The 12,040-nt window shown below is 69.2% G+C and carries 10 protein-coding genes, 1 tRNA gene and 1 pseudogene; 9 read left to right on the top strand and 3 right to left on the bottom strand.

Going from position 1 to position 12,040, the window contains the following annotated elements:
* The first annotated feature begins 215 nt into the window (after positions 1-215).
* The 4 genes from NLX86_RS26490 (at position 216) to NLX86_RS26475 (ending at position 6,586) form a co-directional block, all read left to right on the top strand.
* Complete coding sequence (locus NLX86_RS26490; RefSeq protein WP_254374305.1) at positions 216-530, top strand: hypothetical protein; 315 nt, start codon at positions 216-218, stop codon at positions 528-530.
* The gene (locus NLX86_RS26485) at positions 530-856 is read left to right on the top strand and encodes a hypothetical protein (protein WP_254374304.1); all 327 of its coding nucleotides are present in this window, start codon (positions 530-532) and stop codon (positions 854-856) included. The genes NLX86_RS26490 and NLX86_RS26485 overlap by 1 nt, the downstream gene beginning before the upstream one ends.
* A 177-nt stretch (positions 857-1,033) precedes the next feature.
* Positions 1,034-3,115 (top strand): AAA family ATPase, encoded by a 2,082-nt coding sequence (locus tag NLX86_RS26480; protein WP_254374303.1) that lies wholly within the window; start codon positions 1,034-1,036, stop codon positions 3,113-3,115.
* 36 nt (positions 3,116-3,151) lie between these two features.
* Positions 3,152-6,586: an AAA family ATPase gene (locus NLX86_RS26475; RefSeq protein WP_254374302.1), complete on the top strand. Its 3,435-nt coding sequence runs from the start codon at positions 3,152-3,154 to the stop codon at positions 6,584-6,586.
* Between the two features lie 375 nt (positions 6,587-6,961).
* Here the strand turns inward: NLX86_RS26475 and NLX86_RS34840 are convergent, their stop codons facing one another.
* On the bottom strand, positions 6,962-7,882 hold the full coding sequence (locus NLX86_RS34840) for an SUMF1/EgtB/PvdO family nonheme iron enzyme (RefSeq protein WP_254374301.1): 921 nt from the start codon (positions 7,880-7,882) through the stop codon (positions 6,962-6,964).
* Between the two features lie 15 nt (positions 7,883-7,897).
* Positions 7,898-8,677 (bottom strand): aminotransferase class IV family protein, encoded by a 780-nt coding sequence (locus NLX86_RS26465; protein WP_254374300.1) that lies wholly within the window; start codon positions 8,675-8,677, stop codon positions 7,898-7,900.
* A gap of 156 nt (positions 8,678-8,833) precedes the next feature.
* On the opposite strand from NLX86_RS26465, the gene NLX86_RS26460 reads away from it, so the two are divergent.
* From NLX86_RS26460 to NLX86_RS26450, 3 genes and pseudogenes are all read left to right on the top strand, one after another.
* Positions 8,834-9,046: a hypothetical protein gene (locus tag NLX86_RS26460; RefSeq protein ID WP_254374299.1), complete on the top strand. Its 213-nt coding sequence runs from the start codon at positions 8,834-8,836 to the stop codon at positions 9,044-9,046.
* Positions 9,047-9,179: 133 nt separating this feature from the next.
* Positions 9,180-9,329 (top strand): annotated as a pseudogene (locus NLX86_RS26455) (NUDIX hydrolase); the annotation flags it as partial.
* Positions 9,330-9,345: 16 nt separating this feature from the next.
* On the top strand, positions 9,346-9,687 hold the full coding sequence (locus tag NLX86_RS26450) for a hypothetical protein (RefSeq protein WP_254374298.1): 342 nt from the start codon (positions 9,346-9,348) through the stop codon (positions 9,685-9,687).
* 524 nt (positions 9,688-10,211) lie between these two features.
* On the opposite strand, the gene NLX86_RS26445 is transcribed toward NLX86_RS26450, so the two are convergent.
* Positions 10,212-10,294 (bottom strand) — tRNA-Leu (locus NLX86_RS26445).
* A gap of 302 nt (positions 10,295-10,596) precedes the next feature.
* Between NLX86_RS26445 and NLX86_RS26440 the strand changes: the two genes are divergently transcribed.
* Both NLX86_RS26440 and NLX86_RS26435 read left to right on the top strand, forming a co-directional pair.
* A complete protein-coding gene (locus tag NLX86_RS26440; protein WP_254374297.1) occupies positions 10,597-11,424 on the top strand; it encodes a DUF3662 and FHA domain-containing protein in 828 nt (275 codons plus the stop codon).
* A 10-nt stretch (positions 11,425-11,434) separates the two neighbouring features.
* Positions 11,435-11,932 (top strand): FHA domain-containing protein, encoded by a 498-nt coding sequence (locus NLX86_RS26435; RefSeq protein ID WP_254374296.1) that lies wholly within the window; start codon positions 11,435-11,437, stop codon positions 11,930-11,932.
* Positions 11,933-12,040 lie beyond the last annotated feature (108 nt).

The following is a 12,040-nucleotide window of genomic DNA, read 5'->3' as shown; positions in this document are numbered from 1 at the left end:
CAGGTCTGTCTTCACACACTGACATTGGACGCCCTCGTCCTATGTCCGCAGGCCATCCCTTGGACTCATTCATCTAGGGCCTGTTCTGAGTTGAGATCACGCGAGGACTGGCAGGCTGCGTAGTACGCAGGCCGCCGCAGGCGGTCGGACCGGTCGTCCTGGTCACCCGCGGAGCGCGCAAACGCGAGATTCTGTGCCGCCGCCCCTGGGAGAGCGTGCTGGCCGCGGCGACCGAGCGGCTTGAGGCCCCCGGGACCGCCAGCTATCTGTTCCGTCCGAACTACCACAGCCGCGGGAAGAACGCGGTCACCAACTTCCTGGACCGAACCAAGCCCAGCCAGGGCGTTCGACGGCTGTCCGTGACACGTCTGCGATCGACCTGGCTGGTCGGCCTGTTCAACGACCGGGTGCCCATCACCGTGATCGTCGCAGCAGCGGGTGTCGACACCCTGCACGGCCTCTCGCGCATCCTGCCGTATCTCGACGCCGTCCCCGCGCACGAAGCCGCGACACTGCTGCGGGGCGATTGATGACTACGCCCAGCGGTCCGCCCCGCAACCGGCACGAACGGCTGCTGGCCATGCGTGCCGAACGAAGGCTCCTGCACGACGCCGACGTCGAAGCCGCCATCGATGCTGTGGACAACAACGGGCTCATCCCCCTCCTCCAGGACTTTGTCCACCTCGGCCGCGGCCGCAAACTGCGCCTCAGGGCCCTTCTGACCGGCATCGAGCTGCGCGCCGCGCGTGCCGACAGAAATCCGGACCCGCGCGGTCGGGCTACCTCAGTGAGAACGATCAACCAGGTCGGCACACGGCGGACAGCAAAGCGGGAACAAGAGCCCGGCAACGAGTAACTAGCCCATCTTGTCTGGCGAGTTGATAACCCGGGTTATCAACTATTCAAACCATTCAAGGTTCCAATCTCCCTATCGTTCCGTCCCGTTGGCGAGCAGCGCAGCAGGCACCTGCCGCACCGCCGTCCACTCCGCCCGTCCCCTCCGCACCACCGACCGGCGCCCGGGAGGCACCTCATGACCGAGACGGAACAGTCCGAGCAGAACGTGCACCACTCCACCGACCCCGCCCAGCCCGACCAGCCCGCGACTGTGGCCGAACTCGTGCAGAGGCGTCTCGAGGAGTCGTCGCTCAGCGAGCCCGTGAAGGTACTCCTGCAGGAGGGGCTGGGCAACGGCGAGGCCCGGGGGACGTCTTCCGTCGGCCGGATCTACCTCGAATCCGTCGCCGTCACCGGGTTCCGCGGCATCGGCCCCCGGACCTGGCTGGGCCTCAGCCCCCGGCCCGGCGTGAACCTGGTCGTGGGCCGCAACGGCTCGGGGAAGTCCAGCATCGCCGAGGGCATCGAAACGGCCTTCACCGGCATCAACATGAGGTGGCACGGTCTGCACGCTTCGCGCAGCAGCAACTGGCGCAACCTCCACCACGGCGGCGGCAAGCCGGAGATCGAGGTCAAGCTCGCCATCGAGGGCGACGCCGGCCGCAGCACGCTCACCCGCACCTGGGACGGGGAGGACTTCGGCGCCTCCCGGGGCGAGCTCAAGCGGCCGGGACACGGCCGCGGCGCCGTCGACCAGGTGGACTGGAAGCAGGCCATGGAGGACTACCGGCCCTTCCTGTCGTACGTCGATCTCGACCGCATGATCAGCGGCAAGCCCGCCCAGATGTACGACGCCATCGCCTCGATCCTTGGCCTCAGGCATGTCAGCGCGGCCGACGGCCGGCCGGGTGGAGGAGAAGGCACTCGACGACGCGGCGAAGGCGGCGAAGGCGGAAGTGCCGGAACTCATGGCCGCTCTCTACGGCCTGGAGGACGACGAGCGGGCGGTCCACGCGCTCGTGGCCCCCGATACCCCGGGCAGCCCGGCCTTGCCGAGCTGCGCCTCGCGGCCGGTGCCCAGGGGCCCGACATGGAACAGGTCGACGCGGCGGTGGCCCGGCTGAGCAGGGCCCTCGCCGACGAGGAGGATGTACGCGGCACTAGCGCCGAGGAGGCCCACCAGCGCGCCGACCTCCTCGCCAAGGCCCTGTCCCACAGCGACCGGCACCCCGACGAGGAAGCCTGCCCGGTCTGCGGGGCGGACGGCGTGCTGGACGCGGACTGGGCCGCGAGCGCCGCCGCGCAGGTCGCCGTCCTGAGGCAGGAGGCGAAGGCCGCCGACGACGCGCGCCGCGAACTGCGGTCGGCCGCGCAGGCCGTGCAGGACCTCGTGTACAGGCCTCAGCGGATCCCGGCCGCTCTAACCGACCCGTGGGGCGCCTGGACCGCCTGCCGGACGATCAGCGATGCCGGCGAGCTGGCCCGGCGTGCGCGTGAGGCCGCCGCGACCCTGGCCGACGCCTGCGCTGTGGTCAGTCAGAGCGCCGCCAAGGAGCTCGAGAGGCGGGACGAGCGCTGGCGCCTGCTCGTCATCCGCCTCGCCGCCCGGGCGGAAAGGGCCCGGGCCGCCGAGGAGAACGATCCGCGGCTGAGGAACATCCGCAAGGCCCGCGCATGGATCAAGAAGCTGTGCACCGAGCTGCGGGAGCGGCGCATGGAGGGCTTCGCCGACCACTCGCAGCAGATCTGGGAGAAGCTCCGCCAGGAGAGCGACATCGACCTCAACGGCGTGAGCCTGCGGGGCAGCGAGAAGGCCGCCGTCCGCTCGCTCGTCATGGACGTCTCCGTCGACGGTCAGGACGCTTCGGCCCTCGGCGTCATGAGCCAGGGGGAGCTGCACTCCCTCGCACTCTCCCGGCGCCACAGCCGCCGGCCGTCACCGCGGGGCCTCCCTCGCCCTTCGGACGGCACTGGAGATCTGCATCGACCGGGTGCTGGACGCCGCGGTGCCCGGGCTGTCCCGGACCACGGGCAGGGCCAAGCTGCTCTGTCTGCGCTGCTACACGGCGGCAGAGACGGCCCGTCGCGCCAAGGCCACCTGGTCGCACCTGTGCCTGGGGTGCCACTACCACCAGTACGAGATCGGCCCCACACACGACCAGGTCCGCACCTGGCGTGCGGAGGTCGGGGAGCTGGTCCGGGAACTGACGTCCTGACTGTTCGTCACTGTCCGGTCTCTGATAGTTGTTTCAACGGGGTACGGGCGCATGGCCCGTAGCGGCGTCCCGCCGGCGCCGCAGGGAGGGATGCACACATGAGCACCACCACACGCGACGAGGTCCTCGCCGTCGAGCAGAAGGCGGTTGACCACGCGTACGACTGCTACACGGCGCGGCTGGCCGGGATGAGCGGGACGTCGGCCGCCGCGGCATCGGCGAGCGGTAAGGACGGCATCGCCAACCGGATCGACGCGGAGGCGCGGGCCGCGGCGTACGGCGGGCTCGGCGACGAGGCGCTGGTCTTCTCCCGCGTCGACGCGCCGGAGGAGCCCGGCGGTGAGCCCCGCCCCTGGTACATCGGTCGACGGATCGTGTACGACTCCGCGAAAGAGCTGGTGGTCCTGCCGTGGACCAGCCCGCTGGCGAAGACGTGGTCCGAGGCGCGGCCCGAGGCACCCGGGGAGGTGGTCCTGCGGCGGCAGCTGCGCTGCGTGCAGGCTGTCGTCAAGGACTACTTCGACGAGATCGCCCCAGCGACGCCCGCCGCCCCCGCTCCCAAGACCGTCCCGGAGCCGCGGCCGGCCGCCGACGACGCGACCGAGGACAACGCACGGACGGCGCCCGCGTCCGAGATCCCTGCCGAGGCACGGCCGGAACCGGACACGCCGCAAGGGAAGGAGTGCCTGCCGTCCCCCACGCCCGGCGACGTCGTCGGCGTCCAACGCCGTAAGCCGCTCCAGCCCGACGACTTCCTGCTGCGCGAACTCCAGCGCTCGCGCAGCGGCCGCATGCGGGACATCGTCGAGACCATCCGCCGCGACCAGATGGACCTGGTCACCGGCTCCCCGTCCGACATCCTCGTCGTGCAGGGCGGCCCGGGCACCGGCAAATCCGCCGTCGGTCTGCACCGCGTGACCTGGCTCGTCAACAACGAGCACTTCAAGGCCCAGGACATCCTCGTCATCGGCCCCCACCAGCGGTTCCTCGACTACGTCGGGCAGGTCCTGCCCACCCTCGGCACACGGGACGTCAACGCCGTCCAACTGACCCGACTGTGGGACGCGGAGACACTCGGCACCGACACCCCGCAGGCGCGGCTGGTGAAGTCCGACGAGCGCATGGCGGCCGTACTGCGGCGCCGTGTCGAGAACGACTGCCGCCCCGAGGCACTCGACGAGCTCACCACCGCGCCGTCCTTCGAGGGCGACGAACCCGCCGTCGTCGTCACCGCCGGAAGCACGACCCTGCGCGCGCCAGGATCCAAGGTCCTCGCCCTCCTCGACGAGGCCCGCGGCGGCGACGGACCCTACCGGCAGCGCCGCGAACGCTTCCGCAGCCTGTTCGTCGACCTCCTCCTCCAGGAACTCGCCGCCGTCGCACCGCGCCGCGGACAGGGCGGCACCATCCGCCGCGACCTGGAACGCAACCGCCGCGTCGAGCGGCTCGTCGAACGCATCTGGCCGTCGCCGGGCGCCAGGGAGGCCCTGCGCAGCCTCTACGACTCGCCCGACATCCTGCGCGCCTGTGCCGACGGCATCCTCGACGACGACGAGCAGTCGACCCTGCACCGCCCCCGGGCCGCCACCGCCGACGCCGACCCCTGGACCCTCGACGACCATGTCTGCCTCGAGGAACTCATGTTCCTCATCGCCGGGGAGACCCCCAGACGCTACGGGCACATCGTCGTCGACGAAGCGCAGGACCTCACCCCCATGCAGGCCCGTGCGCTGCGCCGCCGCTGCGCGGTGGGCGGCTCCATGACGGTCCTCGGCGACCTCGCCCAGGCCACCGGGCCCCATACCCACACCGGCTGGGACCGTCTCGGCACCCTCCTGTCCGACGACGGCGACTGGCGGGTCGCCGAGCTGAACACCAGCTACCGCGTGCCGGCGGAGATCATGGCGTTCGTCGCGCCCCTCGCCCGTGCCGTCGCCCCGACACTGCCCTACCCGAGGGCCGTGCGCGAGGCGGGCACGGACGCCGTACGGACCGTGGCGACCGAACCGTGGAAGCTCCTCGAGGACACCGTCGCCCACGTGACCCGCCTGGTGGGCACCAGCGACGGGCGCACCCTGCGCTCCGTCGCCGTCATCGTCCCCGACGACTCGGGATGGCTCGAAGAGATCACCCGTCACCTCGATCAGAGCACCGGCATCGCGGGGCCGCGCCGCGAAGCGGTGTCCGTACTGGCCGCCGCCCAGGCCAAGGGAATGGAGTACGACCACGTCCTGGTCGTCGAGCCCGCCACCATCGCCGACCGCGGCCCGGCCGGCCTGCGCCAGCTCTACATCGCCCTCACGCGCAGCACACAGAGCCTGACCGTGCTGCACACCTCCCCGCTCCCGGAGATCCTCACGAACACCGACAGCACCACCGAACCGCCCTCCACCGAGGCAGGATCCGGCACAGTACCGGGCGACGTCCCCGAGATCGGGACCGACGTTCGGGTGCGGGTCCTCGGCCCTGGGCCGGGTGGCCGCTACAAGGTCAAGGCGCTGTCCCCCGACACCTACCGCCCGCTGGTCCTGACCGTCCGGCACGGCTCCGCTCCGCCGCGCCCGGGCGAGGAACTGGACTGCTGGGTCTTCGCCAACGAGACCAACCAGAGCGTGCTCACCGCCGACCAGCGCGGCCGCCGGCCCATCTCGCCCAGGATGGCGGAACGCTATGTGGCAGCACTCGGCGTGCTCGACGAGCTGGTGACCACTGACGGAGGCGTTCCCCAGGACGCCCGCAGCCGTCTGTCCGAGCTGCAGGGCATGGCCAATCGCATCCTCCGCCGCGATCAGGCAGATTGGGTGGACGTACGACGCGTGCTCGGTTCCCCGGGAAGGCACCGTCTGGGCGTGCTGCGCGACCTCGCCGCAGGTGCCAACCGCGCGCTCAAGGACCACGCGCTGGACGCCAACAGCCTTCGGGACGAGCTCGCGAACTCCGGCTGGACCGATGCCCTGACCGAGGCACGAGAAACGCTCCGGGCCCGCCTGGCCGATGCTGCGGAACCGGACTCCGAGAACGCACTCGCCATCGCTGCGCATCAGCCCGAGCAGAAGGAAACCGAACCCGTGACCACCATCGAAGAGGCTCCCGCCGTACCGGCCGTGACCACGAAGGAGGGTTTCCTTCGCGCGCTGGAGACCTCGGCGGCTGCCGACCGCACGTGCAAGAGGCACGAGGCGGTACGCCACGCGCTGAAGTCGGCCCTGCTGTGGGCAGACCTCGAGCCAGCCGACTCGCCGGTCGTCGACGTCAGCTGCGTCACGGACCGCGGCCTACTCATCTACGAGGCCCTGGGGGCCGGCCGCTCCACGTACGCGGACCTCCGCTCGGGTGCGACCCGCCTCCTCGAGATCAACCACACCCTGCCCAGCCCGGCCGACGGTCTCTATTTGGTCCTCTGCGAACCGCCCGCCGAGGACTGGTCGGCCGACACCGTCCGCGACGTCTTCAAGGTCCACGTCTTCTGGCGCAGCACTGAAGGATGGGGCGGCCAAGACACGGAAATCGCATTGGGCTCCTCCGGGGCATGATGCTGGCAGGCACGCACGGGCGCAGGACGCGCGAGCCTGTCGGAGACCTGAGCACCCCAACACCGGTGAAGGATCGTCCAGAATTTGGGCTGCCGCCCTCCTGCCGGGGCGGGCCGTAGGTCGCGTCGCCGCGGATCGGTACCTTCGGTGCGGTCCAGTAGGCACCCCCTGGCTTCTGATGCCGCACCAGAAGGATCATCCGGGTCAGTGGATCCAGGATCACTGGGAGCACGAAATTGGAAGGGCGATCAGGGCGTCCGGCGTTCATCGTCACACACCGAGGCTGCATTGATGTTATTCGAATCGCATCATGTGGCGTGGGCACGGGTGATCGACACGCAATGCAGGCGTAAAGCAGCATTGGGCGAACGAGGATCAGTCCGGCAGGGTGACGCAGCGAAAGCTGGTGTCGTCGTCACTCATGTCGGCGGATGCGTCGTTGAACGTCGACGGGGCGGCCAGGCCGAAGGGGCTAGTGAACGCGCTGCCTTTGAGTTCGTGCCGGCCGGGATTGGTCTCGTCGGCGCACCATTCCCACGTGTTGCCGCACAGGTCGTAGACCCCGAATGGGCTGACCCCACTGTGGTATCGGCTGACGGGGGTGGTGTGTCCTATCCCGGAGTCGCGGACGTTGCACTTCGCAGCGGTGGCTGCCTCCCCCCACGGGTACGTGCTGCCCTTGCTGCCGCGTGCTGCTTTTTCCCATTGCTGGCTCGTGGGGAGGGATTTGCCTGCCCACGCGCAGTAGGCGGCGGCGTCGCGCCAGGTCACCCACACAACGGGATGATCGAACGTGCTGTCCGGTGGCCGCTTCTCGTCGCCCCAGTGCTTGGGCGTCTTGTGGCCTGTCGCGGTGGTGAAGCGGGAGTAGTCGGCGTTCGTGGTTGGGAAGACGTCAACGTAGAAGGCGGGCAGCCACCCGGGCTCGTTGGCGGGGCCGGCCAGGTGGATGCCTTCCTCGATGAGGACCATGAGCTTCCCGTCGATGGGATGGCGCCGGTACTGCCGGTCCGGAGTCAGCAGTGTCTCGGCGCGGGGATCGGCGGTGGCGGCGGCCTGCGCGGTCATCAGGGCAGCGAAGCGTTCTTGCACCTCGGGCCCCGAGCGGGCTAATGATGTGTCCAGCGCGGACTGATTGGCGAGACGGGGCGCGATGGCCTCGCCGCCTCGCTCCCACTTGGAAACCATGCGGTCGCTCACCCCGATGTGCGCGGCGAATGCGCGAACGGTCATTCGCTTGGCTTCGCGTAAGGCCCGGGTCTCCCGGCCGGTCCAACGCACCACCTGGCCCCTCACCGCGGCGTGCCCGCCTTACAGGGGATCGCCGGGGACACCGAGGTACGCCTCACGCAGGGCCGTCAGGACCGGGTGCTCGGTGGAGAGCTGCACATCATCGATGGTGCTGATCGGCCGCACCCCGATGGTGGTGTTGGTCGCGAACGCGGCTTGCACTGTGCCAACGGAGTCGAGGGAGACCGGGGCCGTGGTGTGCTCGTGGTACTGCTGGAGCAGACCCATGGTGACGCCAGGCAGGACATCCCCCTTGGGCCAGACCACGCTGCCTGTCTCGTCGATAAATCCGACGTTCCACGTGCCGCCCTCGGAGATCAGGTGGTCCGGGCCCACGAACAGGGCATCGTCGAAGCCGTCCAACTGGGCTGCGCGCCGGTGATGCAGGGCGCCGAACAGTCCGAGGTGCTTCACCTGCGCGATGTCACGCTGATACGGGACGGTCTTCACGCCCAGCGGCGGCAGGGGCAGGTCAGAGGCCGACCGGTGGGTGACCAGGACCTTGGGGGCGTCGGCAGTCGCAGGGTGGCCCATGTCGAAGGCGGGGTCGAAGACGGTCACCCGCACGACGAACGACCCGGCGATACCGCCGACCGCTTCTCGGACGAAGCCGAGGACCTGTTCCGAGTGGAGCGTGGCGCCGAAAACGGTTCGGCAGTCTCGCACCAGACGCTCAAGGTGCAGACCGAGACCGCGCACATGCCCGTCGTCGACGCGCATCGAGGTGAAGTGGCCGTAGTTGGTCAGTCCGAGCACCTTGAGTGCGTCAGGATCAACCGGTTGTCCGTTCAGCAGTGCCATGCCGCAAGTCTGGCAGCCCCGGCCGCGTCGCGGCGAACAATCCCCGTCGTCAACGGCCCTAAGTTCAGCAGGAGTTCCTTCCTCGCCCGCTACCCGCAGCCGTTAGCTGGTCACACACAGCCAGCCACGAAACACGCTACGGAAGAGGCAAACCCGTTGATCTCTCATGCCACCCCCCGCCAGCGCGACGTGCCGTACGACCATCGCGCGCAGCAGGCTGCTCTGCCTGTTCAGCTCCACCACCGTGACGGCACCACGGAGGACACCATCCTGGTCCTCACCCCTTCCGAGGTAGAGCTGTTCCACCTCCAGCTCGAACGAGCCATCGATCTCCGCGAGAAGGCGATGGAGCGTTCGGTGGCGAACTGAAGGGCCTGTCGCCTGCCGACATCCGACACGCTCGGGGCTGCTGTCAGGGCATTCGGAAAGCCGCGACCTTATGCGACATTGTGGTCCGCCTGATCGGCTCCGCGGACCCTAACCCCCTTGAAGGTGAAGAGACATGAAGCGGCTCATCGCACGTATCTGGCGCATCATCCGTGGCCCGATGCAATGGCGGATTCTCTGGTTGGCGCACGCCAAGTTCATGGTCGGTGTCACCGGCGTCGTGCGCGATGACGAGGGGCGCGTCCTCCTCCTGCGCCATCGCATGTGACGTCACCGGCACGTTGGACTCGTCGGACACGGAATCGCTGGCCACCCCCGACACCCGAGCCGTCCCGACCAGCAACCCGGCGGCCGACGCGTTCCTGACCACCATGGGCAACTACCAGCAAGGCGTCAACCAGCGGTACGACGCGTTCCTCAACGAGGTCGGCCACTCCGAAGTGGAGCAGCTGCACGCGGTTGTCCTGCAAGCAATGATCTCTGGTGCCCTGACCGGCCTCTCGTCATGGCTCAACCAACGTCACGGGCCCCGCTCGTTCGTCTCCCTGTTCCTGTCGCCCACATACCCCCGCGCCACTGGCGGGCGGCAGGCCAGACAGATCGAGCTTCTGCCCCTCGACTAGATCCGCCACCCCCCGGACCTCCGAGGTCTACTTCCGCCTTCGCAACAGCGTCGAGGGCTACAACGGCTACGCGAAGAACCCCCTCGCCGAAGCCATCGAGGCCGCGGGCTCCCGCCGGATCCGCGGCATCGCCGCGCAGACCCTCCTGCTTGTCTTCCAACTCGCCCACGCGAACCGCCGGAAGATCAAGAACTGGGTCGAGACCCTCGCGCTCGACGGCGAGCGACCCCGCAGGCGCACCCACCACAGATGCCGGACAAAGCCACTCGGAACCTGGACCCCCACCGGGTACCTGGCACCGGCCGGCTCACAGCCCCGGAGCTCCTCACAACCGCAGAAGATCGACAAACAGCAGGGCCCTCCGGGTGACCGATGCCACCGGGAGGGCCCTGCCGCGTACAGACGGACTCTGAGGCATCGCCCGAGGCCGCCCCAACGCCCCATGACCGACCGGACAACGAGAAACGGGCCCCCGCGAGCGACTTTCGTCACTTGCAAAGACCCGTTTCATCGGTTTCTCTTTGTGCGCGAGGGGGGATTTGAACCCCCACGTCCCGAAGGACACTGGCACCTGAAGCCAGCGCGTCTGCCGTTCCGCCACTCGCGCATGAGTAGTGCTGCTGGGGCTCTCTCACTGGCTTGTGCGAGCGCCTGGCGACATCCGGAAGATTAGCACGCTGGCGAGGGTGGATTCACATCCGTTTCCGGGCACCCGTCACACACCCCGGCCGCACCCCGCCCGGCCGGAGACCATCCCGGGTGCGGGACACTGTCCATGGCCCGCCTCTACGATCCCTTGTGAGGACCAACACTCATCCACAGGGCAGACAAGGGGAACCAGCCGATTTCCCGACGCGTGGATACGATCAGTAAGCAGTACCAGGACGGCAACGACGGAGGAGGTGCCTCATGGGAGTCCTGAAGAAGTTCGAGCAGCGACTCGAAGGTCTGGTCAACGGCACCTTCGCCAAGGTGTTCAAGTCCGAAGTCCAGCCCGTCGAGATCGCCGGCGCCCTCCAGCGCGAGTGCGACAACAACGCGACGATCTGGAACCGCGAGCGGACCGTGGTCCCCAACGACTTCGTCGTCGAGCTCTCCGCCCCGGACTTCGAGCGCCTGAGCCCCTACTCCGGCCAGCTCGGCGACGAACTGTCCGGCCTGGTCCGCGACTATGCCAAGCAGCAGCGGTACACCTTCATGGGACCCATCAAGGTCCACCTGGAGAAGGCCGACGACCTCGACACCGGCCTCTACCGGGTCCGCAGTCGCACCCTCGCCTCCAGCACCGACCAGCAGGGCCCCGAGCGCGGCGCCGCGGCCCCGGCCGCAGGCCGGCCCGGCGGCTACGGCTACCCGCCCGTGGGCGCACCGCCCATGCCCGCGGCGCCGCCACCCGGCGGCGGGCGCCCGGCCGCGGACCGCCGACCGGCCGCCCCGGGACCCATGCCCGGCACCCAGGTGCGACGCTGGATCGAGATCAACGGCACCCGCCATCAGATCTCCCGCCCGACGCTGGTGCTGGGCCGCAGCACCGAAGCCGACGTGCGGATCGACGACCCCGGCGTATCCCGCCGGCACTGTGAGATCCGGACCGGAACGCCCTCGACGATCCAGGATCTCGGGTCTACCAACGGCATCGTGGTAGACGGGCAGCACACCACCCGCGCTACGCTCCGCGACGGCTCGCGGATCGTCGTGGGCAGTACAACCATCGTTTACCGGCAAGCCGAAGGGTGAAGCGGGGGCAATGTCAGAGCTGACCCTGACGGTCATGCGGCTAGGTTTCCTGGCCGTTCTGTGGCTGTTCGTCATCGTGGCCGTACAGGTCATCCGCAGCGATCTCTTCGGTACGAGAGTGACCCAGCGCGGCTCACGCCGCAACGCGGACAGCCGCCAGCAGCAGGGCGGCCGGCAACCAGCCGCGCCCCCGCAGCAGCGCCAGCGCCGCGGAGCACCCACCAAACTGGTCGTGTCCGAGGGCTCCCTCACCGGCACCACGGTCGCCCTCCAGGGCCAGACCATCACGCTGGGCCGGGCGCATGACTCAACGATCGTGCTGGACGACGACTACGCGTCCAGCAGGCATGCCAGGATCTACCCGGACCGTGACGGCCAGTGGATCGTCGAGGATCTCGGGTCCACCAACGGCACGTATCTCGACCGGACCCGACTCACCACCCCGACACCCATTCCGCTGGGCTCGCCGATCCGCATCGGCAAGACCGTCATCGAGCTGCGGAAGTAGTACGACAATGAGCGAGCGGAGCGAGCGAGCCGCGGCGGTCCCGACAGCGGACCCGAGCGCGCTCCCGACCGGAGGGTGGGCAGTGTGGCTCGAGACCGGTTGTACCCG

It is taken from the genome of Streptomyces sp. A3M-1-3 (assembly GCF_024213665.1).
Lineage (GTDB): Bacteria > Actinomycetota > Actinomycetes > Streptomycetales > Streptomycetaceae > Streptomyces.
The sequence above is the reverse complement of the archived record's forward strand: the minus strand, read 5'-3'. Positions and strand labels throughout refer to the sequence as shown.

Bases quoted from the DNA above. Each gene is read 5' to 3' on its own strand.
- NLX86_RS26475 (WP_254374302.1), top strand. From the start codon at position 3,152: ATGAGCACCACCACACGCGACGAGGTCCTCGCCGTCGAGCAGAAGGCG.
- NLX86_RS26435 (WP_254374296.1), top strand. From the start codon at position 11,435: ATGTCAGAGCTGACCCTGACGGTCATGCGGCTAGGTTTCCTGGCCGTT.
- NLX86_RS26485 (WP_254374304.1), top strand. From the start codon at position 530: ATGACTACGCCCAGCGGTCCGCCCCGCAACCGGCACGAACGGCTGCTG.
- NLX86_RS26440 (WP_254374297.1), top strand. From the start codon at position 10,597: ATGGGAGTCCTGAAGAAGTTCGAGCAGCGACTCGAAGGTCTGGTCAAC.
- NLX86_RS26480 (WP_254374303.1), top strand. From the start codon at position 1,034: ATGACCGAGACGGAACAGTCCGAGCAGAACGTGCACCACTCCACCGAC.
- NLX86_RS26465 (WP_254374300.1), bottom strand. From the start codon at position 8,677: ATGGCACTGCTGAACGGACAACCGGTTGATCCTGACGCACTCAAGGTG.